Below are 22,162 nucleotides of genomic sequence, written 5' to 3'. Positions count from 1 at the left end.
CAGGAGTCACTTCGAACAGGTTTATAAAAATGACTCCTACATTACTGAATCTATTAATCCAGCTCCATCGTTCCTCTAGTGCGGGACTGGTATTCAGCATACTTGATCAATGAAATGCTTATGACAAAAAACACACTGCCTAACAGAAACTCTTCTCCTAAAAGGGGATAAACATTTGTGTAGTTTCCATCGTTCAAGACATCCTTTGTCAACTGGACTCCTCTTGTTAATGGTATAAACTGTCCCAGCAGCTGCAGCCATTCGGGCATCCTCGATACTGAATAATTAGCACCGCTGACGAGGAGCAACAAGCTTGCCAGTAAATTGGACCAAAGATGCATGGAAGGGGAGCAAAGACAAAAGCTGCCGACTATAAGTCCAAGCCCGCCCGCTGAAAAGATTGAAATCCCCCAAATAATCAGCAATACGAGGGCTTCTTTTAAAGAGATCGACAGCTGAAAAAGCATGATGCCAAACAGCAGTCCAATCGATGCAGTAACAAGTCCGTTTAAAACGTGAGCGACGGATCTTGAGAGAAACAAGCTCATTTTATTTGCTGGTGAAGTCATCACCAAATGAAGTGTGCCCATCCTTCGGTCAGAAGTGATGACAGACATGATCCCAAATACCGCATTCAAAACACAAAGAAGCAGAGCATTTGCAGCGACATACCCTAAGAGATTTTCCCCTTTGTAAACATAGTTTACTAAGGTGGAAAAGAAAAGCAGCTGACTGAGAGGGCTCAGCACCATGACTAAAATATAAACATTTGGATCCAGCCAGCCAAATAATGCTTTATATGATAAAAAACTATGGCGTATAAATCTTTGAGCAGCTTCCATTCCTAATAAACCCCCAATTTTCCGCTGATTCTTGCCTTTTTATCCATTAAACGATAGAAGTAAATACCAATAATAATGTATAGAGCTGTAAGGAAGGCAATGGCTGTAAAAGAAATCGTTACAGAGTTTGTTGATAGTTTTTCAGCGGACACATCCCGTAAAAGCTGGATCGCCCAGGTTGGGGGCAGAATGTAAGAAATTCCTTGTACCCAGTTAGGCAAATACGTAATTGGAAATAAGAAGCCGCAGATTAAGTAAATTGGATACTCGATAAAATTCATTAGTGCTTCAGCTTGTCGAGAAAGTGTGAAGGAAAGGGCTAAAAAGAATGAAAAAACAGAGAGTGCAGCCAATACAAATGCAAGTGCTGCAAGAAACAGCCAGGGATGATGAAAGACTAAATCCAATCGAAAAACAAATTTTAAATAAAGAAATGATAATACCATCGATACAAGGCCCCATAATGTATTTGCGAATATTTTTCCTATGAGAGTAACCGCAAAAGGTACGGGAGAAATGAAAATCATTTCAAGTGTTCCATAAAACCGTTCTCTGTTTACGTCACTTGCAGATGAAAAAACTATCGAAGACCAGAGGGCCATGAATCCAGAGCCCAAGACGACATAGTGAAACAAAGTCTCAGTTGATTGTGTCCCATAAATAAAGATGGCCAGTGTTGAATAGAAGAGTGGGGAAATCCAGATGATGAACTTAAACATAGGCCTTGCAATCGATAATTTCATATGAACAAGAATGGTATGAAGCAGGGACCTGGCCAACATCATGACACACCCTCTCCGATTGTCATGACATATACATCCTCAAGTGTGGGATTCGAGATTGTTAGGTCTGTAATCACAGAATTTTTCATTGAATCGTATATAAAAGGCACAACAAGCTGAGGTTCCGTGGTTTGTACACGTAATGAGCAGGCAAATTCATGCCGGTCAATAATGATATGGTGAATGCTTTTAAGGTTTTTTATCGAATCTATTTGTGATTGTGAAGCACCCATGACCGAACATTTTATAATTGACAGGTTACCTACCTTTTTCTTTAGGTTGGATGGTGTATCAATTTCTATCAGCTGTCCTTTATTGATAAACGCGATACGGTCGCATAGTTCGTCTGCTTCGTACATGTAATGCGTTGTCAGCAAAATCGTTGTTCCCTGGTTGTTGAGGTCCCGCAGTATGTCGCGAAGCTGTCTGGCACTCACTGGATCAAGTCCGATAGATGGCTCGTCAAGAAACAGAATTTCAGGACTGTTCACGAGCCCTCTGGCAATTTGCAACCGCTGCTTCATTCCCTTCGAAAAGGTCTCAACTTTTTGATGGGCCACCTCCTCAAGTCCAACCAAATTCAGTAATTCTTCTAACCTCTTTTTCTTAATCGAACTTGGCAGTTTATATAGATCAGCAAAATAGGAGAGGTTGTCATAAGCCGATAAACGCCAATATAAGTTCCTTTCACCTCCAAGTATGAAGTTGATTTTCGGTCTTAAAAACCTGTGGTCTGTTGCCGGGTCAAGCCCTAGTATGGAGACATTGCCCGAATGGGGGATCAGCATCGTCGACAAAATTTTAATCATTGTTGTCTTGCCGGCACCATTGGGCCCCAGCAAACCGAATATTTCTCCTTTCTTAACGGAAAAAGAAACTCCTTTAAGCGCTTCAACCGTCTTTTTTTCTTTCTTGAATAAACCTACATCGGAAGTGTAGGATCGTGTAACATTAGAAACTTCAATTACACCATGATTCACAACATTGCCTCCTTAATGTAAGATGATTATCTTATAAGATGATTATCTTATAAGATGATTATATTATTATAGACGGCAAAGTCAACCATTTTTTCGTAAAAAAAAACCAATCCTGTTTTGAGGATTGGTCATCATTGTGGAGCTATGAATTTTTGCAAATCTGCCAAAGTACATTCTGTATGTTTCTGGTTGTAAGAAAAATATTTGATTGTGCCGACTTTTTCTTCTTGCACAAAACCAGCTTTTTTCAAAAGTTCTAAGTGGTGCGAGACGGTTGCCGTTGTAATTCCAAGGTATTCAGCAATTTTAGCTCCATATTCTTTATTTCTGGCGAGCATTCTTAGGATTAAGATACGATTGCGATCTGAAAGTGCTTTTAATTGCAGTTCCAGCTCCGCACTTTTTTGCTTGAAATCGATAAGCGGTGCATCAACGCCATAGATGATGATGCAGGTTTTTGAATCAAAAATCCTGATTCGATTTGCGGAAAAGAAGTACGAAGGAATAAAGTAATACATCTGATATAAACTGGTGCGTCGGAATGTTTTTCCCATTATGTATTGCGCTAAAGCCAAAGGCTCCATTTCCATTGTCTGTACTTTCTTAATTGAATCTTGGGCAACTTTGCTGACCTCTAACTCCGCATTAAAGATCCTTGATTGAAAGACATCAAGAAGGAACGATAAAAATTTTTCGCGGAATTCAGGAAGGGTTTTAAACAGTTTTTTCATACTTGATTTTTGTTCATCAGTTTCCCACCAAATGGTATCGTCAGTATTCATAAGTTTTCCTGGTTCTTCAATTAATTCTTCCAGCAGCTGTGCCGGTATGGACTCCCCAAAAAAGTGATACAAAAACTCTGCTTCACTTAGTGTAGAGACTTTTTGAAGGAACAATTCGATATCATGAAAGTAAGGGCATGGAAGCAAGAAATTAAAAAGAAAGGTGAAATTCCAATCTGCCCGAGACTCCCAGAGGCTTAGAAACTCTACTGAATTCGTATTGAGTTCCTTAACGAAATTTCTTTCTGATGAAGATAAAAAAGAAATGAATTCTACAACTGGTGAATGAAAATGTTCCACCACTACTTCTCCTGTTTTTGAACGGTTATCCCATTCAATTGCCAATTTGATCACCTCATTTTGTACATCTTTTATTATAAGGTAATCATCTAATAAAAGATACTTGATCAACCATTTTTAGGTGATTTGGTTTTGCACACAGAATGAAAATTGACTTCCTTTCGTATCGATATGGTAAAATGAGAATATACGTTCGTTCAGTGGGAGGAGACCATCTATGTTAACGAGTAAAGAAGATATCATAAACTTAATTCAGTCCGACGAAGAAATGATGAAGATTATACATACTGCAAGCTCTCTAAATCTGCCAGACTGGTGGATTTGTGCCGGGTTTGTACGGTCGAAAATATGGGACACTTTACACGGATTCCCTGAGCGAACAATGACACCGGATGTTGATGTGATTTATTTTGACCCTGGAAATCCTAACGAAGAAGATGAAAAAGTTTTGGAACAAAAGCTTAACCACTTATTGCCGGGAGTTCCCTGGTCCGTGAAAAATCAGGCAAGGATGCATAGTGTGAACCAGATTGCGCCATATACCTCATCGGAAGATGCGATTTCAAAATTCCCTGAAACAGCAACGGCACTCGGTGTGAAGCTGGACAGGGAAAATAAATTGATCCTTACTGCTCCATGCGGGATAGAAGATGTCTTGAATTTAAAGGTGAAACCAACTCCTTTTTTTACAGAAACAAACGAGCGCGCTGCCATTTATAAGCAACGCCTGGTTAAGAAAAATTGGAAAGCAGTCTGGCACATGGTCAAAGTCCAGGATTAAAACTCTCGTGAAACTTTTTGACAAGCCTCCCTATTTAGAAGAGAGGGGAGAGGCTAGAGACAGAAATTCAAAGATGTTTTATACTATTATTCAAAGGAGGTGAGGAAAATGGAAGCACAAATACTAGAAATTTTAGTAGGTATGCAAAAAGATCTTGTTGACGTAAAAAGTGATTTAAAGGATGTNAAAGCAGANGTCAGTGTGTTAAAAGCTGATATGAGGAATGTAAAAGCAGACGTCAGTGTGTTAAAAGNTGATATGAGGAATGTAAAAGCAGACGTCAGTGTATTAAAAGCTGATATGACGAATGTTAAAGCTGATGTCATCAATTTAAAAGGTAATGTGACGAATTTAGAACATAAACTTGATGTTGTTCAAGCTGATGTCAAAGAGGTCAAAACAACAGTTGATCGGATTGAAGCGGCACAAACGGAAGATGTCATAGGGATTTTGAAAATCAGAAAAAAGAAAACAGACTTTGAAGTTGACTATTTGGGCAAGCGAATAACAGATATGGACAAGCGTCTATATGTACTTGAAAAAAAGAAACAAGATTAAGACTCGACGTGTAAGTTTTTGGTATTTATCATTAAAGTTCCAATCAACTGGATGATTCGTTTATACGTCTCTTCTTATCACTTCTAGATAATACAAACTTCTTCCTAGTAATCCTCATGCAAACGGATCATCAGTGCTTATTTGTTTAGTAATCTCATGATAGACGAAATTCCGCTACCCAATTCCTCAAATTAAATAAAAACTCCTCCTTTTTCTGCTGATATATACAATTCTCCATTTTAAATAGATTCCTCTGTTAACCTGTACCTCTCATCTTGTATTTCATTTACAATAAAAGTAATAGATTCAAATGATACGTACAAGAAAAAAGCGGGCTATCAGGAAGCATTGGTGGATTTGCTGATTGGTGACATAAAGAATCACAGGGAATAAAGTTGGCTGTCTGAAAAAAGCCTGCACGCCCTCATTTTGCTTCATTTTTATCATTTTACTCAATAGTTCATATGAATATTATAAAAAGATTTATAGTAATGGACGGGGGAAAATTTGTGGAAGAAATCTTAAAGCAAATTTTGAATGAGATAAAAGAAATGCGTGTCGATACTAAAGATTTGAAACAAGGACAGAATATGCTGGAACTAGATTTCAAAGATTTGAAACAAGGACAGAACATGCTGGAAGTTGATTTCAAAGATTTGAAACAAGGACAGAATATACTGGGATTGTATATCAAAGAATTGAAGCAAGGGCAGAACAGACTGGAAATTGGTCAGGAACAATTACAAAAGAATCTTTTCGATAGTTTAGGATTATACACAGATTGAATTGTTGAGCATATCTGATAAGACTGAAGCATTAAATAAAAGAGTTTACAAAGTTGAGACAGAGATCGAACGGTTGAGCAGACAGTAAGGAATTCCTTGCTGTTTTTTTGTTGTTTGGATATAAAATGGAGCAAAAAAAGAGCTCAACGTTCAATACGACGGATGAGATGGTACGGAGTTGCTAATGTTTGTTGTTTTTTTCAAGCAAGGCTATAATTCCATCTAGTTTCTTTTCAATTTCAGTGGTTTGGATCCTTTTAGCAGAAGTATTAATGATCATTCGGCGGATAAAAAGAGTGAAGGAAACAACGAACAAGATGATAAGAATAATAACAATTCCCAAGATAATTAGTGAAGCTATATTAAAACTTTCCATGATGTGATACCCACTTTCTGTAATATGATTTAGTTGAAGATGTATCAAAATTAACAAGAAAAACCCATATTCTTGACAGGTTGTCGGAGAAACTCTAAAAAGCTGTCAAGAAAATCCCCATACACACATCAAATTGGTCTCCAACCAGTTACTTCAGCAACTTCTCAGGGTTTTTAACTTTTATCGAGACCACTTCTCCGCATTCTAGACAAACTGTATAGATTCTCTCTGATCCAATGGACATTTTTTTATCCACTGGCCGAAGGTTAATATAATCCATGGCTTGGACAAATGAATTTCCGCCACAACTATGGCAGTTCAATTCTGATTTATTCATAAAGTTCATCCCCTTTCAATATATTTCCTAATACGTTTCTAATAATGAGAAGGTTTCAATATTATACCAAAGGAGGATATTCACTTCTTTTTGTTGAATTATTTTTTATTCGCATTAAAGGAGATATCATCTATGAACTTAAGAGATCACTTACTACAGTTAGAGGAAAAACTGTTAACCTCAGAAGTTCGTTCATCTAAAACGGAATTAAAAAAGGTACTAGCTGATGAGTTCTTTGAGTTTGGCAGTTCTGGAAGAGTGTTGTATAAAAATGAAGACTTTGTTGATGGAATTAGTATTATTGAAGTTACATTGAGCGAATTCGAGATTCATCCTTTATCGGATGAGATTGTGCTGGCGACATACCGAACTTTCAATGACCAAACGAAGCAGCATGCGTTACGAAGCTCTATTTGGAAACTCAATGAGGGTGTTTGGAAAATGGTTTTCCATCAGGGAACTAAAACGGATCAGCCGTTTTAATTAAGGTACAATAGATTTTTTGAAATTCATATTGAGCTATGATTGGCTTTGTGTGATAATAAAATGGAAATATTTTACTTGGTTAAAAGGGGCTTTGTGAATGGATGATCTTACAAAGGAACTGAAAAGACTAACCAAAAAACATCCAGTTCTGACAACTTTGTTCATCACCCTTTGGATTTGGTATGGCTCTTATCGTATTGGAGTTAATATGGGAGAATTCTTTGCTAATATTATTAACTGAGATTAGAGAATATGTTTGTGAATAGAAATATTGCATAATCCTTATTAATTGACATCTGAAAGGTGAGCGTATGAAGAATACATCATCGGTGAAAACAATCTTTGCGTCATTGCAATGGTTGTTTTTTATTTTTGCGAATACCGTCGTTGTTCCAGTGTCGATCGGGACTGCTTTTGGACTGCATAGCGGGGAAATTGCCGCCATGCTGCGAAGTTCTTTAATTTTTACCGGATTGGCTTGCGTCCTTCAGGGGAGGTTTGGTCATCGGTTTCCTTTAATGGAAGGGCATTCGGGATTGATGTGGGGATTGGTCCTGAACTTGAGTCTGGCATCATCTTCTCTGGGCATGAGCCTCCCTGAAATTGGCGGGGGGATTGCATCGGGAATTTTGCTTGCAGGCATTGCTACCTTGGTGTTTGGGCTGTTTCGAATTCTGTCTTATTTACAAAAAATATTTACACCAATGGTGATGACAGTTTACTTGTTCCTTCTTACATTTCAGCTCATCCTTATATTTTTCAGAGGGATGTTGAAAGTATCCGAGGATGGAACGCTTGAGCTGCCGATTTCCCTGTTTTCGTTTGCAGTGGTAATCCTGGTCAGTTTAATGAAGATAAAAGGGAATGAGATAATCGGTAATTTTTCGATTTTGATTGGAATGCTGTTGGGTTGGGTGATTTATGTGATTCTGTTTCCTTCTGAATCAGGGACGGGCAGCCAAACCTCAATGGAATTTTCTTTCTTTCCGCTTGGGTCACCAAACCTGAATTATGGAATCATCGCGATCACTTTTATTGCCAGTGTCATTAATTTAAGCAATACGATTGCATCGGTTCAGGCAGCTTCCAAGCTTACCGGCGAAGGGGCCTCGCAGTCCAGATTGGATCGGTCGTATCTGTTGACCGGATCGTATTCGATTGTTGCAGCTTTTTTGGGCCTTGTCCCTTATGCTCCGTTCACTTCGTCGGTGGGATTTCTCGAGAGCACGCGAATCTTTGACCGGAAACCCTTCCTGCTTGGCGGCGGCTTGATGGCCATCCTTGGCATCATTCCTGTCCTGGGGGCCTTGCTGGCAACTTTGCCGATCACAGTGGGAAATGCTGTTTTGTTTGTTGCTTATCTCCAGTTATTTGGTACATCATTAAAAAGTTTAAATGGCTACATATTTGATTCCAAATCGATTTTCCGTCTGGCTGCTCCTGTCTTGCTGGGACTGAGCATCATGAATTTGGATACGAAGCTCTTTACCGTTTTTCCCGTGATTCTGCAGCCACTTCTGTCGAACGGTTTCATCATGGGTGTTTTATTATCCATCATACTAGAAACTTTGTTTAGGTGGGATGAGCAGGAACATGAAATTGCCAGGGGAAACAGTAGATAACTTTTTTGAATAGTTTTTTTCTCTTCTAGTGGGGGCTCCATAAAGAGATTGAATACAAAGGAGCGGTCTTGTAATGATTAATAAAGTTGTCAAACAGTTGGGATTGCCGATTCAAACGATGAATGAGGTTGAAGATTCTTTTAGTTCAACAGTTTTCAGATGTGCTTTGTCTAATGGTGAATATGTTTTTTTGAAGATTCCTTATACAAAAATGAAGTTTCAGCGGGAGTTGGAAGCCTATGAAATATTAAAAGGACTTGTTTCCACTCCTGAGTTGCTGGATTATTGGCATGGCGATGAGGAGTGTCCGGGTGCTTTTTTATTATCTGAATTAAAAGGGCAACCGTTATCACTTGAAGTTTCCCCCTCAGCGGCTTTCCAAGTTGGAGTTCTACAGGCGGAAATGCATTCAATTCGTCCGCCTGTTGGAAAAAAGTTAACTGGCATACAAAATGAGTTCGCTAACTGGTCCGATTTTGTTGAACAGCAATTTTATAGTTTTGCCGTTGAAGTAAAAGATATTGTGGATCCGCAATTATACGATAAAGCGATTGACCAATTTGAGCTTCTTAAAGGCCAGCTGCCATCCCCAGATGGGCCAAGCTTTGTACATATGGATTTTCGCCCTGCGAATATAATCGTTGACCGTCATAAGGTTTTAGGAATGATTGATTTTGAAAGCGTTCGGTTTGGGTCGACTGAAGTTGATTTTACCAAACTGTATAGGGATTTTTTACGCTTTGATTCTACATTATATTGTGCCTTTCGAGAAGGTTACAACAGTATAAGACCATTAATTGACCTAGAAGCAGTCTTCCCTTTTTACCAATTTACCGATGCGTTCAATAGTATTGGCTGGTGTAAACGTAGGGGCATTGAGAAAAATGCTGTGTTTCTAGAGGAAAATTTAGCAAGGTTAAAATACTTTTTACAATAGCTCAGAGGTAAATCGTTTCTTGTAAAATGGGAAAGGTGATTTCTCTTAAAAAGGCGGTAAATAGAGTGGCGGAAAAGATAAGATTAAATGGCGGGTTTCATAACGAGGTGTATTATCTTAAGGGTGAAAATAGAATCCTGAGAATTTCGGATGTCCATAAAACAGAAAAGAGCATCCTTCAAGAACTTGAATGGATGGATTTTTTGCAAAAACACGGGGTACGTGTACCTTTGGCGGAAATGAAAATAAGAAACTACAATGGCCGTATAAGTACTTTTTTAGAATATATTGAAGGAAATCCGGTAGAGGTTACGAATCAGGCGTTCTGGAATAACAAGACATTTGAAAAGTTCGGCAGGATCCTCGGAAGGATGCATGCTTTATCTAAAACCTACGAAGTTACCGAGGTATACCGTCCTGTTTGGACAAAAGACAAACAGGATGTTTTTTCTATCAAAAGTAATTTGGAACCTGGTATGAAGAGGATATATGAGGATTTAATAGGGAAACTGCTGACGCATCCAATTGCTGCGGATACATATGGACTCATCCATAATGATTTTCATCAGGGAAACCTTATTGTCAGCAACCAAGGGGATATCGTTGTAATCGATTTTGATGAATGTTCGTATAATTGGTTCGCCCAGGATATAGCTGTATTCTTCTACCATGCATACTGGCAGCAGGAGTCCTTTAATGGGCTGACAGAAGATTTCTGCCGCGAATTTTTACAAAGTTTCTTTGCTGGTTATCAGGCTGAAAACTTAATCCATGAGGTCACTATTAATCAAATACCGATTTTTCTTAAACTAAGGGAAATCTACTTATACCAGCTATTTTTACATAAGTGGGACTTGGACCAACTGGAGGAATGGCAAAAACATACCCTGAATAACCTGAAGGATGTAATAGAGAATCAGCTGCCATATGCCGGTATCGTAGATTTTTCTGTTTATCTACAGAGTTGGGAAGAGTTTTTACTTTGAACAGATGTTGTAAAAATACAGATTTCAGGGTATTGGAATATATATTTGATTTACTTTACATGAAACGTTGAGATTAATGAATCAATCAGGAAACGATCGTTAAACTTATTATGAGGGATTCAATCTTAAGTGAAAGAGGGATTTGATGAGACTATCAGGGAATACAGTACTTATTACCGGCGGGGCTGCAGGAATCGGATTTGCGTTTGCCGAGAGGTTCATAAAAGCAGGCAATAAAGTAATAATTTGCGGCAGACGAGAGGCGAAGCTCCAGGAAGCCAAAAAGAAATATCCTGAACTGGTCATACGGGTTTGTGATGTCACCAATGAATCAGATCGAATTGCATTATTCGACTGGGTAACGAGCGAACACCCTGATGTGAATGTTCTAGTAAACAACGCAGGCATCCAGCAGCGATACAATGTTCTTAAAGCGAACGCAAAGGAAGATTGGAATTATTACAGTCAAGAAATAGCTTCCAACATCGAGGCTCCTTTTCATTTTTGCATGCTGTTTGGGCCACACTTTGCCGGAAAAGAATATGGTGCGATCCTGAATGTATCATCTGGATTAGCTTTTACCCCAATGGCGATTGCGCCGATTTACTCGGCTACGAAAGCAGCTGTTCATTCTTTTACGGTGAGCCTACGGCATCAGCTTGAAGATACATCCATTGAGGTCATCGAAGTTGCACCGCCAGCAGTTAATACCGATTTAGGCGGAGCAGGTCTGCATACCTTTGGCACTCCAGTAGATGAGTTTTCCGATGCAATTTTTAAAGGCCTTGAAGCAGGCGAAACGGAAATTGGTTATGCACGTTCTGAAAGTGCGAGAAAGATGTCGCGTGATGAAATTGATGAGTCGGTAAGGACCATGTACGAAAATCTGAAAAACACAATTTTATAAGAAAGCAAGTTTAGAAAAGGTAAAAGGTCGCTAAGGGGAGGCGATCTTTTTTATTGTTCAGTAAATTTAAAGCAGGATTATTCCTAAAAATAAAGAATAAAAATAAAGTCTTTATTCTAAGAGTAAGATTTGGCGTTTTAAAAGGGAGAGAAATTTCATGGCAAGCCTTCAAAAAAATAAGGTTTATATAGTCTCAGGTCCAGCAGGTGTTGGTAAAACGACAACATCTCTTCAAGTGGCTCAGAAACTCAGCAAAAGTGCTTATATCTCTGGTGATTATGTCAGTCATATGCATATTAATGGTAGAAAAAAGCCGTGGGAAAGTGAAGAAGAACATCAACTGATTTGGCGAAATATCTTAAGTCTTACAAAGAATTTTTTACAATCCGGGACTGATGTTGTGATCGATTTTGTTACATTCCCAAAGGATGCCGAATGGTTAAGCAACCACTTATTAAACCAAAATGCAGAAGTGAAATATATCGTTTTATGGACTGATTCCGAGACACTAATAGCCAGAGATAATCAACGAGAAAACAGGACGGGAGAGCGCTCCATCATCTTGATGAATGAGTTTAAAGAATCTGGAATCGCTCTGAACTACATACTTGAGACTTCTAAAATGAATCTTAGCGACCTGGATCAAACCCTCAATGAAATATTGGGAAATCCGCGATTCGTTTATTGAGGTTTTTGGGGGAGAAGTATGAAATGAAAGATAAATTGATTGTAAGCATTCAAAAGGTGTATCCTGACCTTTCCATTAATGATTATCGTTTAAATGAGATTGGTCAGAATAATGACGTCTTGATTGTTAATGATTCGCTTGTATTTAGATTTCCAAAATATAAAAGTGGGATTATCCAATTAAAAAGAGAAGCGGAAATTTTAAAGTATATAAGAACGAACGTTTCGGTATCTACTCCTGATCTTATTTACAATTTCTTTCATGAGTCAGACCCAGGGAAGGTCTTTACTGGATACAAAATTATTGATGGTGAGCCTTTCTGGAGGAAAAGTCTACTAGCAATCAAGGATAAAGGGAAGGTTATAGGGCTCGCAGCGCAACTTATTGCTTTTCTTGCAGAAATCCATTCGATTACTGGAGAAAAAGTAAGTAGGGAACTGAATCTTGAGATTCATCATCCACGTGAAGAAATGTACGAACTTTACGAGAAGATCCAACAAAAACTTTATCCTTTTATGAATAATGTTGCACAGGAGAAAGTATCGAAGTCGTTTTTGGGTTTTCTAAAAGGAGAGGCACTTTCGAATGTACAGGCAACACTCATACACGGTGATTTCGGAGCGTCCAACATCTTATGGAATCCAGGTAGTTATGAAATATCAGGCATCATCGATTTTGGTGGTTCTGGCTTGGGAGATCCGGCGTATGACTTTGCAGGCATACTTGCAAGCTATGGAGAAGAGTTTTTTAATATGTGCATTAGTCTTTACCCAGGCGGTGCAGAAATAGCTGACCGCGTAAAATTCTATAAAAGTACATTCGCACTGCAAGAAGCATTGCATGGAGTTGAGAATGACGACACACAGGCATTTGAAAACGGGATACAGGATTATAGGTAGGTGGTTTAGGCAGCAATTAATGAGTAAGGTCTTTTCAGAACCAGGTTCGGACAATATCGAATCCAAATCCACTGAATTTGTCCGAAGTAGGGCCAGTTTCGGACAAAATGGAAGCCAGATTCGCTGAAATTTTCTTAAGTAGAGTCCGGTTCGGACAAAACCGAAGCTGGATCCGCTGAAATTGTCTGAAGTAGAGTCCGGTTCGGACAAAACCGAAGCTGAATACGTTAAATTTGTCTGAAGTAGAGCCAGGTTCGGATAAAACGGAAGTCGGGGCCGCTGATTTTGTCCGAAGTAGAGNCAGGTTCGGACAAAACTNAATCNGAATCCGCTGAATTTGTCCGAAGTAGANCCAGGTTCNGACAAAACTGTAGCTAAATCTGCTGACTTTGTCCGAAGTAGAACCAGGTTCAGACAAAACTGTAGCTAAATCTGCTGACTTTGTCCGAAGTAGNGCCATGTTCAGACAAAATCGACTCAAATTCCGCTGATTTTGTCCGAAGTAGAGCCATGTTCAGACAAAATCGACTCAAATTCCGCTGACTTTGTCTGAAGTAGAACTATGCTCGGACAAAACCGAACTCGAAACCGCTAAATTTGTTTAAAGCTCTATGCTTGCACTTCCTTTCTGTTTTTAATCGATTTTTATATCCAAATAAAAACATTTTACATAATATACTTCATCCGTTATAATTACTTTTTATAAATCCGACTAAACTTATAAGAAAAGGAAGTGTTTAGTTTGGCTCAACTAAACGTTAATAATAATTCTGCTAATAGGTCAAATATAAACTTGTCACCAACGACAGTAGTAACTAAGCTGAATCCTGTCCAGAAGCCGTTTGTCATGCTTGGTGTTCTGGCTTCTGTGATTTTGCTGATCGCGATTTTGGCGATTGCAAATGGGACGCAGGGTGTGCTGTTCATTATTGGTCTTGCCCTCGGAGCAACTCTTCTGCATGCCCGCTTCGGTTTTACATCGGCTTTCAGAAGGTTTGCGGCTGTTGGGAACGGACAGGGGCTTCAGGCACATATGCTTATGCTGGCAGTGGCCTCTACGCTTTTTGCGATTATTTTAAGCACTGGTTTTAGTTTTACCGGCATTGAACCTAAGGGTTATGTCTCGCCTGTCGGTGTCAGTGTTCTTGTAGGTGCATTCATGTTCGGTATTGGAATGCAGCTTGGTAATGGCTGTGCATCAGGGACGCTTTATTCGCTTGGCGGAGGATCTTCTTCCATGATTCTTACCCTTTTATCGTTTGTTGCAGGCTCGACTCTCGGTGCGTACCACTTCTCATTCTGGATGGAAGATACACCTGCACTTCCTCCGATCTCGCTTGCCACCTCTACGGGTCTGGGATACGGGGGTGCACTGGCAGTCCAGCTTGTTCTGTTTGCCTTGATCTACTGGATCACACTGCAGATTGCTAAAAGAAGGAAAGCGCCGGTAATGAAGGCTCTTCCAACCACTACTGGCTGGAAAAAGATATTGCGCGGGTCATGGCCGCTGTTTGCTGCAGCTATTGTCCTTGCAGTGTTGAATGCTCTCACTCTTACAGTCCGCGGAACACCTTGGGGAATCACTTCTGCTTTCGCCCTTTGGGGAGGAAAAGCATTGATGACCTTGGGTATTGATGTGACGACTTGGGGATATTTCGCAACGGACGCCAATATTGCTGCGCTGAACAATTCCGTTCTTGCCGATTCCACCAGTGTCATGAACTTTGGAATCATTCTTGGTGCACTCATTTCAGCAGCATCACAAGGTAACTTCAAGCCCGGAAAAATAAAGCCTGGAGTTGCAGGAGCTTCAATTATTGGCGGTCTATTGATGGGCTACGGAGCTAGGCTGGCTTTTGGCTGCAACATCGGTGCGTATTTTGGCGGTATCGCAAGTTTCAGTCTTCATGGCTGGGTGTGGGCAATCATGGCGATGCTTGGAACGATGGTAGCATTATTCATCCGCCCATTATTCGGGCTGAAAAATCCAAAACAAAATGATTCGGTTTGTTAGTTGATTAATAATAAGGTGCTTTAAATGCTCGGAGTATGAATTTTACTCCGAGCCTTTTTGCATCCAAGCACAAGATGAAGGTTAATACATAAAAACGGATTGTTTGGAAACTCTATAGTTGAAATAAAAATTAGGAGGAAAGAACATGAAGTTTTTTCAAGGGTTAACAATCTTATTAACCGTTGCTTTAAGTGCAGGATGTGCGATGAACAATGGAGCCAGGGAAGATGTCAGGGATAACAATAATACAAGGATTCAGAATTACGACCAGACTGACAGAGGGGCGAGAATTCTTAATGATAACCTCGATGGAAACAATAATGATGTCCAAATGCGAGTTCACGATGATGTTAAAAACAAAATCGAGGATTTAAAGGAAGTTAGAAGGGCACATGTTATTGTTACAGATCATACTGCATATGTAGCTGTTGTTTTGAATAATGGCGAAACTGGAAATATCAGAAAAGATCTCGAAAATAAAATTTCTGACAAAGTAAAATCTACAGATAAAAGTATAGATAATGTTTATGTTTCAAGTAACCCAGATTTTGTTGACCGTATGAGTGATTATGGCAATCAAATTCAGAATGGAAAACCTGTACGGGGCCTGTATGATCAATTCAGGGAAATGGTTCAACGAGTTTTCCCATCAGCTAGATAACCGTTTAAAATAACATGGCGTTAATCTAAAAAGAGATTAACGCCTTTTTTGTGCATGTCACTGGAAGTATACTAAAAGTTCCAAACCAATCATCCAGCATTTCCTATCCAATTAAGCAGGTAATCTGAGTGTTTTGCAGAATAAATATAAACTATGGTAATCCAACCGTATAAAAAGAGGAGGGGAGAGAGATGCTGCAGAGAATTGGGAATGCACCTTACTTCTTATTAGTCATCGCTGCTTTGTTCTGGGGCGGTAATGCGGTAGCAGGCAAGTTTCTCGCTGGTTCGCTTCCGCCGGTGACAATTTCATTCACACGTTTGGCAATTGGGGTGCTGATTATGTCCCCGGTCATCATCAGGCTGTTCAAGTATGAAAGAGGGGCCTTACGTGAGCATTTCAAGCTGCTTTTGTTCCTGGCGGTTACCGGTGTGATTGGCTTTAATCTGCTGATCTACTGGGCTGTCAATTATACAACGGCCATAAATGCGACCTTATTGAACAGCACGAGTCCTTTGTTCATTTTCCTTCTGTCAGCGTTGTTGATTGGGGAGAAGATGGAGCTCAGGTACTGGGTGTCGATGGCGATTTCGATGCTTGGGGTGCTTGTTGTCATTACGCATGGATCCTTTGAAAGGATGCTATCCTTGCACTTTAATATTGGTGACCTGATCATGGTTCTGGCTGTGATATCGTGGGCTTTGTATTCTATTTTTATTAAGAAGATTTCCGGTCAAATACCTTCTTTAGCGATTTTTGGATTTACGCTGACGATTGGTTTTTTGTTGATGATTCCTGCGGTGGCAATTGAACTGTTCCTAGTCCCGGTAGGCACTGTAGGACTTGAGGAATGGAGTGCGCTATTTTACATAGGGATTTTCCCATCCATTTGTTCTTTTTTATTATGGAATCGTGGGGTTGAGCTGATTGGGCCGTCCAAGGCGTCGATATCGTTGAATCTGATTCCGGTGTTTGGCACCGTGTTTGCGTTCTTTGTTCTCGGGGAGGTAATTTCTTTGCCGCAAGTCCTTGGCGGATGCCTTGTTTTTGTAGGAGTGTTCATCACTTCTTTTACCAAAAAGAAAACTGTACAATTAGCAGAGGAAGCATAGGAGGGGGATGAGATGATGTACGAAGAAGGGTTTGTGGGGGTTACCGGCGGAAGAGTCTGGTATGAGATTTACAATAAAGATGCAAAAGGGACACCGGTGGTGATTTTACATGGTGGACCAGGGTCCTCGACGTATTCATTGAAAGGATTAAAGGCACTTGGCAAGGATCGCCCGGTGGTGATGTACGATCAGCTAGGTTGTGGGAAGTCGGACCGGCCGGATGATCTTTCGTTATGGAAAATTGATCGGTTTGTTGAAGAGCTTGGACAGGTTCGCGAAGCCTTGAAGCTAGACGAAGTACATATTCTTGGTCATTCCTGGGGTACGACATTGGCAGCCGCATATGTGCTGACGAAGCCAATTGCCGTGAAAAGTGTCATTTTCTCAAGCCCGTGCTTGAGTGCTCCGATGTGGGAAGAGGACCAGAAGAGGAATATCGCCAAGCTTCCGGCTGAGGTCCAGCAGACCATTTTACGCTGCGAAGAAAGCGGCGAAACAGATTCAGAAGAGTTCCATGCTGCAATCAAGGTGTTCAACAAGGAATTTGTCTTCCGTGGTGAACCAGATTTGGAGTGGATAAAGGCTGGTGCTGGAATGAGGAACACTGTTGTGTATGAAACGATGTGGGGACCTTCCGAATTCACGGTAAAAGGCAATCTTAAAACCTTCGATTGTACCCAGCAATTGAGCGAAATCGAATGTTCCACACTTTATACATGCGGCCGTTTTGATGAGGCAACTCCGGAATCGACGCAGTATTATGCCCAGATGAACCCAGGATCAGAGTTCCATATCTTTGAAAAAAGTGCCCACATGCCATACATAGAGGAGCCACAAGAGTATGTGCGGGTGATTGGGGAGTTTCTTGAAAAAGCTGATCGCAAGGTGTGACTTTTACTATATTCCCTCATGAATCCTTTGTGATATGTTAACAGTGTTAATCAAGCATAAAGGAGTTTTTTTCATGAGCTGTGGATGTTCTCGATTGGAAGATGGAAAGGCCATCGTCGACCATGTGAAAAGCAAAGGTAAAGAAAAAATCAAGCCGCGTGTCGCACACCGGATTGCCTGCGACTGTGGTGAAATGTTCACAATGGCAACGGTCATCACTAATTGCCCTAGCTGCGGTATGACATATGGCGTAACCCCATGCAGTTCCGGGGATATCAATAAAGTGAAGGCTGCCGGTATTGAATATGCATGATGAAAGATCCCTCTACGTTTGAGGGGTCTTTTATTTTCATTAATGTACATGTTCATTTGTTTTTGAAGAATTGTTGAATTTTTTATCCAATAAAATAATTCCCTCCATGCTCCCTTTAACCAACAAAAACGTAAATGAAAGAACCATAAACGTAATATAGCTATTCCATCCTTTATGATATTCAACTAAATCAGTGTTCTTTTCAAGCCAAAGCTCCAATATCGTCATTGGTCCACTGAATAGCGGCACGCTTAATATAGTCTTAAAAGGATTCATTTTGTAGGTGAATTGATTATATATCACACATGATAAAGGAAAAAGGACGTATAAAAAAACAATGTTGGAATCGAAAAATTTATGAAAATAGCGATGTGGGTATTTAACATACCTTGTCTTTATGACTGGACCGTCAAAAATGGTAGAGACCAGGGTCTTAATAAAATAAATAAGGACCCAATCCTTAAATTTGTATTTTTTTCTCGATAAAAAAAAGATGCTTCCGAAAATACCAAATAAGGTCAAGATATTTAATATGGTTCTGTCTTTCATGTGTACGCCGCCTCCTGACCTATAAATTGCCCTGTTCATAAAAAAATATGTGGATAAAAACCATTCCTAAAAACATTTGTATATTAGTTTCTGGAGTAAGTTTTTGTATATTGATGAACTGTTCCCAATGTCGGGCCGAGTCTTTCAAAGAAGCATTAATATGATAAAATCAGAGGAGAATAAAATCGAGGGAGCATAAAATGAATTCTAATACATATTTCTATCAATTTTTAGAACCGATTTCGAAGGAACTAGCTTTGCTGGCCAAGGAATTGGAGCATAGTATATTTTCCAGTCCAAGAACGATGCTGACTCATTCCCGGGTATTTATCGAAAACATTTTACTGCAGGTGACTAAACATGAGGAAATACCAGAGGACCCTCGTACGGGGCTGAAGGAAAGGCTGGATTTGCTCAATGATCAGGGATATTTGATTCCTGAAATTCGTGATGCCTTGCACTTAGTACGGAGAATGGGAAACCAGGCGGCGCATGATGCTCGGATGTTCCGCTATTCTGAGGCGCTTTTATCATGGGAATCTTTGTACAGCATCGTCAAATGGTATGTCGAGGTGTACGGTCCTGTTGATGTAGCAGTGCCAGAATATCAAGATCCTTCTCCACAGGCAGAGAAGGTTTTCGATATGACCGAACTTGAGATCAGGTTGAAGGGTTTGGAGGAGCTGTTGAAGAACCCGCCAGCTCAACAAGCTGAGAAAAAGGCAATGGAAGAAGTGGCGGCGGCAGTTGCTGCGCCGATAGCAAATGAAGTACAGGAGACACCGGGTTTTACGCCAATCAGGACAATCGCTTACAAAGGAAGATCCCTTAAAATTCCATATTTCCTGCGGGATGCGTTCCTGTTGCCGCAGCGTTTTGATAAGTCCGAAACCTTTTTGATTCGACTTGGTGCCGAGCAGGAGGCTCGAATCATGAGTGAACTGCCAAGTAATCTTGAAGGTTTGCATAAGAATGTTAAGCGTTATAGTGAAAAAAACGATGAACAGTTTTTCGAGGAGCTTGGGATTTTCATTGAAGAAGAGAAAGTGCGGAGGAACTTGACACTGAAGCGCCAGGGTGAACTGTTTTTCTTTTACAAAGCGAATCATCTTGTCGTGACAGATGAGCTGAAAAAGGTTCCGTTGACTGCTGAGGTATTCACGGGGATTCCCAGTTTGTTGAGGCAGTTGAATGAAGACCAGATTTACACCGTCGGTCAGCTGCCAATGGAGCTAGTCATTTTAGCTAAGTATGACAATGTCGGTGTTGGCACGGTCGAAAAACTGTATGAGCAGCTGAAGGCAAAAGTTGCTGAAAACTCGGGTCAACAGGAGGACGATTTTTCAACAGAGCGGAAAAGCTACAAAAAGTGGGATATGTTGTTTGTAGATGTGAAGCTTGGCAGTAAGAAATCCAGAATTGAGGGAACCAGTGTGCCTGCGATTTGGAAGAATGCCTTGAAATGGATGGAGGACAACCATCTTCCTCTTTACGATATGGTCAGAGAAGGTATCATTCTCGGTTCCACCGATAACGGCAAACGGTATGCCATCGCCTTGCAGCCGATTCATCCAGACCAACGTCCATTCACCCAGCTGCATACCTTTGAGTCCGGAACAACAGGGAAAGTCTATTATTTGGAGACGAAAATCAACCCTAAGTCTGGACTTGAGACACTTGGAAAGGTGCTTAGCCGGTTGGGTGCCGAGGTGCAGATTCCATTATTGAATGCTGAATAAAACTTGGAAATGCCGTGAATCAATCCACGGCATTTTTTTTGTCCATATTATTTCCTCTTCTGTGCTTTCAGTTTGTTCATTTCAAGTTCCGCAGCATATTCTTCCTGTGATTTCCCTTGCTTGAAGCTTTCAGACTGAATCTTCTTAAACTTGTTATCATTTTGATTAGGCATGCCAACACCTCCTTTTGAACAGGAGTATTATGTTCAAAAAACTTGTGATTATTCTATTATCAATTTAGAATAATTTTTCCATAATTCAATATAATTTTGCTATTCCGGATATAGTGAAAGCGCTTTACTTGTGAAACTATTCACAAGTATAATGAGAGTGTAAATAAAACATTATTCATTTTCCGGGAGGAATTAAAATGTTAGCTGACCTTATTTATGAATTTAAAAACTGGTGGATTGGAGAATTGCCAAAGGTCGGGCATGAGGAGTTTGACAGAATCGAATCAAAGCATACTAGAGTTCATCACGATGAAGATATTTATGAAATCATCCGTGTTCATTAAATAAATCAATGGGAGCCTTTCAATATAGGAAGGCTCCTTTTATATTATAATTGAAACCTATCACTGTCTTAATCGTATATTCACTAAAGGGATCAAATAGTCGCTTACTAGAAGGGAGCTGGAGTTTGAAGATCTTCATTAAATTTAAAAACATTATCGGATACATAATTTGCATTTTTTCCGTTATCACCGGAGGGATAGCGACTGGTTATCTTTATGAGGATTTCTCAATTGGATTCATACTAACTTATCTCGTTTTTGGCTTATTACCTTTTTGGCTGGGGCTTTTAATCGTTAATGGAAAAGAAATGCTCAAATTGCAAAAAGGTCAACTATTTCCGTTAAGGCTTTATTTGTTTTTCTCCGTAATCACACCGTTGTTAATCAACATCGTGGATGACTCATCGAGGAATAAGATTAGCCTCGTTTCTTCCCCCAACGATGTCTATTTGCAGCTGATGTCCCAGGAGTGGATGGGTTATGTCATGGTGTTTGCCGGGATTCTCGCTTATTTTCCGGCAATGTATTTGTTTATCAATGGCTGGAAAACGAGGGAAAGACATATTAAATGGATGTTTTTCATATCGTTAGCTGTAGCGGTTACTTTTGGTTTCATTACGAGAGATGATTATCAGGCAGTCAGGACCGATGGCATTGTCGTTTCAAAACATGGAGAAAAAGAGGAAATTCCCTGGTCTGAAATCGACACTGTGGACATTGACGGCCAGGTGTCAAGCGACGGATTTCACAGAACTTCAACCTCAAGTTTTAAGTGGTCCTTCTATTTTCGTCTGCAGGATGGCCGCACGATCGAGATGGGGGATTTATCGTATAACAAATATAATTTGAAAGATTCATTGGCGATAAAAAAAGTATTGAAGGACCATAAAATTCCCTGGAAAGTTTATGGTCTTTCTGAGCGGGAATGGGAATTTGTCGAAGTCGACATGGACTATGAAGAAGCAGATTCTGAAGATTTTTATCGCATTTTCCAGTACGACCCGGAGACACGGGAACCTTATGATGTGCCGTTTGAATAAATATTAAACTTTTCTTTTTGTTTTCCAGGTCATGAACCTACAAAATTATTTCTCGGGTAAGCGCAGGATTTGACTTTATTTTCACTGTTTGTCGAGTTTTGGGCTATTTTAGTTTTGATTTATATTTGCACCTGCCTCTAGCTTTTCCAGCTAGAGGTTTCTTAATATATCACGCCAGCGAGAAGATTTTTGCATGATTATGTCGAGAGAAATATGAGTATTATCCTAGACAGAAGTAGAAAACTTTGTTTAAGTTTTCAGTATAGATCGAAATTTCT

26 protein-coding genes are annotated in these 22,162 nt (G+C 39.9%); 18 read left to right on the top strand and 8 right to left on the bottom strand.

Annotated features, from left to right (window positions below; translation table 11 throughout):
* Positions 1–53 precede the first annotated feature (53 nt).
* The 4 genes from ACNAZ4_RS05870 to ACNAZ4_RS05855 all read right to left on the bottom strand — a co-directional run bounded on the left by ACNAZ4_RS05870 (position 54) and on the right by ACNAZ4_RS05855 (position 3,731).
* Complete coding sequence (locus ACNAZ4_RS05870; RefSeq protein ID WP_415813294.1) at positions 54–842, bottom strand: ABC transporter permease; 789 nt, start codon at positions 840–842, stop codon at positions 54–56.
* A gap of 2 nt (positions 843–844) precedes the next feature.
* Complete coding sequence (locus tag ACNAZ4_RS05865; RefSeq protein ID WP_415813293.1) at positions 845–1,627, bottom strand: ABC transporter permease; 783 nt, start codon at positions 1,625–1,627, stop codon at positions 845–847.
* Entirely contained in the window at positions 1,624–2,604 is a 981-nt protein-coding gene (locus tag ACNAZ4_RS05860; RefSeq protein ID WP_415813292.1) for an ABC transporter ATP-binding protein, read from the bottom strand. The genes ACNAZ4_RS05865 and ACNAZ4_RS05860 overlap by 4 nt, the downstream gene beginning before the upstream one ends.
* Positions 2,605–2,735: 131 nt before the next feature.
* Entirely contained in the window at positions 2,736–3,731 is a 996-nt protein-coding gene (locus ACNAZ4_RS05855; protein ID WP_415813291.1) for an ArsR/SmtB family transcription factor, read from the bottom strand.
* A gap of 172 nt (positions 3,732–3,903) precedes the next feature.
* Here ACNAZ4_RS05855 and ACNAZ4_RS05850 point away from each other — a divergent pair, with 172 nt between their 5' ends.
* The gene (locus ACNAZ4_RS05850; RefSeq protein ID WP_415813290.1) at positions 3,904–4,467 is read left to right on the top strand and encodes a nucleotidyltransferase family protein; all 564 of its coding nucleotides are present in this window, start codon (positions 3,904–3,906) and stop codon (positions 4,465–4,467) included.
* 1,067 nt (positions 4,468–5,534) lie between these two features.
* Positions 5,535–5,810, top strand: coding sequence for a hypothetical protein (locus tag ACNAZ4_RS05845; protein WP_415813289.1), 276 nt, complete (start codon positions 5,535–5,537; stop codon positions 5,808–5,810).
* Positions 5,811–5,991: 181 nt separating this feature from the next.
* Here ACNAZ4_RS05845 and ACNAZ4_RS05840 read toward each other — a convergent pair whose 3' ends face one another.
* Together ACNAZ4_RS05840 and ACNAZ4_RS05835 are read right to left on the bottom strand one after the other, a co-directional pair.
* Positions 5,992–6,186 (bottom strand): DUF4083 family protein, encoded by a 195-nt coding sequence (locus tag ACNAZ4_RS05840; protein ID WP_415813288.1) that lies wholly within the window; start codon positions 6,184–6,186, stop codon positions 5,992–5,994.
* 148 nt (positions 6,187–6,334) lie between these two features.
* Positions 6,335–6,523, bottom strand: a complete 189-nt coding sequence (locus ACNAZ4_RS05835) for a hypothetical protein (RefSeq protein ID WP_415813287.1) — start codon at positions 6,521–6,523, stop codon at positions 6,335–6,337.
* 132 nt (positions 6,524–6,655) lie between these two features.
* Between ACNAZ4_RS05835 and ACNAZ4_RS05830 the strand changes: the two genes are divergently transcribed.
* The 13 genes from ACNAZ4_RS05830 (at position 6,656) to ACNAZ4_RS05770 (ending at position 18,039) form a co-directional block, all read left to right on the top strand.
* The gene (locus ACNAZ4_RS05830) at positions 6,656–7,006 is read left to right on the top strand and encodes a nuclear transport factor 2 family protein (protein WP_415813286.1); all 351 of its coding nucleotides are present in this window, start codon (positions 6,656–6,658) and stop codon (positions 7,004–7,006) included.
* A gap of 100 nt (positions 7,007–7,106) precedes the next feature.
* Positions 7,107–7,250: a hypothetical protein gene (locus ACNAZ4_RS05825; protein ID WP_415813285.1), complete on the top strand. Its 144-nt coding sequence runs from the start codon at positions 7,107–7,109 to the stop codon at positions 7,248–7,250.
* A gap of 70 nt (positions 7,251–7,320) precedes the next feature.
* Complete coding sequence (locus ACNAZ4_RS05820; RefSeq protein ID WP_415813283.1) at positions 7,321–8,631, top strand: uracil/xanthine transporter; 1,311 nt, start codon at positions 7,321–7,323, stop codon at positions 8,629–8,631.
* Positions 8,632–8,704: 73 nt separating this feature from the next.
* Positions 8,705–9,568, top strand: coding sequence for a phosphotransferase family protein (locus tag ACNAZ4_RS05815; RefSeq protein WP_415813282.1), 864 nt, complete (start codon positions 8,705–8,707; stop codon positions 9,566–9,568).
* A gap of 65 nt (positions 9,569–9,633) precedes the next feature.
* Positions 9,634–10,554, top strand: a complete 921-nt coding sequence (locus ACNAZ4_RS05810) for a phosphotransferase enzyme family protein (protein WP_415813281.1) — start codon at positions 9,634–9,636, stop codon at positions 10,552–10,554.
* A gap of 145 nt (positions 10,555–10,699) precedes the next feature.
* A complete protein-coding gene (locus ACNAZ4_RS05805; RefSeq protein ID WP_415813280.1) occupies positions 10,700–11,461 on the top strand; it encodes an SDR family oxidoreductase in 762 nt (253 codons plus the stop codon).
* Positions 11,462–11,618: 157 nt separating this feature from the next.
* A complete protein-coding gene (locus tag ACNAZ4_RS05800) occupies positions 11,619–12,149 on the top strand; it encodes a P-loop nucleotide/nucleoside kinase family protein (RefSeq protein WP_415813278.1) in 531 nt (176 codons plus the stop codon).
* A gap of 23 nt (positions 12,150–12,172) precedes the next feature.
* On the top strand, positions 12,173–13,048 hold the full coding sequence (locus ACNAZ4_RS05795) for a phosphotransferase family protein (protein WP_415813276.1): 876 nt from the start codon (positions 12,173–12,175) through the stop codon (positions 13,046–13,048).
* An 847-nt stretch (positions 13,049–13,895) separates the two neighbouring features.
* Positions 13,896–15,062, top strand: a complete 1,167-nt coding sequence (locus ACNAZ4_RS05790; protein WP_415813520.1) for a YeeE/YedE family protein — start codon at positions 13,896–13,898, stop codon at positions 15,060–15,062.
* Between the two features lie 145 nt (positions 15,063–15,207).
* A complete protein-coding gene (locus tag ACNAZ4_RS05785; protein WP_415813275.1) occupies positions 15,208–15,723 on the top strand; it encodes a YhcN/YlaJ family sporulation lipoprotein in 516 nt (171 codons plus the stop codon).
* Positions 15,724–15,914: 191 nt separating this feature from the next.
* On the top strand, positions 15,915–16,835 hold the full coding sequence (locus tag ACNAZ4_RS05780) for a DMT family transporter (protein ID WP_415813274.1): 921 nt from the start codon (positions 15,915–15,917) through the stop codon (positions 16,833–16,835).
* 12 nt (positions 16,836–16,847) lie between these two features.
* A complete protein-coding gene (locus tag ACNAZ4_RS05775; RefSeq protein ID WP_415813273.1) occupies positions 16,848–17,726 on the top strand; it encodes a proline iminopeptidase-family hydrolase in 879 nt (292 codons plus the stop codon).
* A gap of 94 nt (positions 17,727–17,820) precedes the next feature.
* Entirely contained in the window at positions 17,821–18,039 is a 219-nt protein-coding gene (locus tag ACNAZ4_RS05770) for a hypothetical protein (RefSeq protein ID WP_415813272.1), read from the top strand.
* A gap of 39 nt (positions 18,040–18,078) precedes the next feature.
* Here ACNAZ4_RS05770 and ACNAZ4_RS05765 read toward each other — a convergent pair whose 3' ends face one another.
* Complete coding sequence (locus tag ACNAZ4_RS05765; protein WP_415813271.1) at positions 18,079–18,588, bottom strand: CBO0543 family protein; 510 nt, start codon at positions 18,586–18,588, stop codon at positions 18,079–18,081.
* A 200-nt stretch (positions 18,589–18,788) separates the two neighbouring features.
* Here ACNAZ4_RS05765 and ACNAZ4_RS05760 point away from each other — a divergent pair, with 200 nt between their 5' ends.
* The gene (locus ACNAZ4_RS05760; RefSeq protein ID WP_415813270.1) at positions 18,789–20,327 is read left to right on the top strand and encodes a DUF4145 domain-containing protein; all 1,539 of its coding nucleotides are present in this window, start codon (positions 18,789–18,791) and stop codon (positions 20,325–20,327) included.
* A 47-nt stretch (positions 20,328–20,374) separates the two neighbouring features.
* Here the strand turns inward: ACNAZ4_RS05760 and ACNAZ4_RS05755 are convergent, their stop codons facing one another.
* On the bottom strand, positions 20,375–20,500 hold the full coding sequence (locus ACNAZ4_RS05755; RefSeq protein ID WP_264188227.1) for a hypothetical protein: 126 nt from the start codon (positions 20,498–20,500) through the stop codon (positions 20,375–20,377).
* Positions 20,501–20,697: 197 nt separating this feature from the next.
* Between ACNAZ4_RS05755 and ACNAZ4_RS05750 the strand changes: the two genes are divergently transcribed.
* Both ACNAZ4_RS05750 and ACNAZ4_RS05745 read left to right on the top strand, forming a co-directional pair.
* Entirely contained in the window at positions 20,698–20,844 is a 147-nt protein-coding gene (locus ACNAZ4_RS05750) for a hypothetical protein (protein WP_415813269.1), read from the top strand.
* A gap of 125 nt (positions 20,845–20,969) precedes the next feature.
* Entirely contained in the window at positions 20,970–21,884 is a 915-nt protein-coding gene (locus ACNAZ4_RS05745) for a hypothetical protein (protein ID WP_415813268.1), read from the top strand.
* The last annotated feature ends 278 nt before the right edge of the window (positions 21,885–22,162 follow it).

It is taken from the genome of Mesobacillus thioparans (assembly GCF_965138835.1).
Taxonomy (GTDB): domain Bacteria; phylum Bacillota; class Bacilli; order Bacillales; family Cytobacillaceae; genus Mesobacillus; species Mesobacillus thioparans.
The sequence above is the reverse complement of the archived record's forward strand: the minus strand, read 5'-3'. Positions and strand labels throughout refer to the sequence as shown.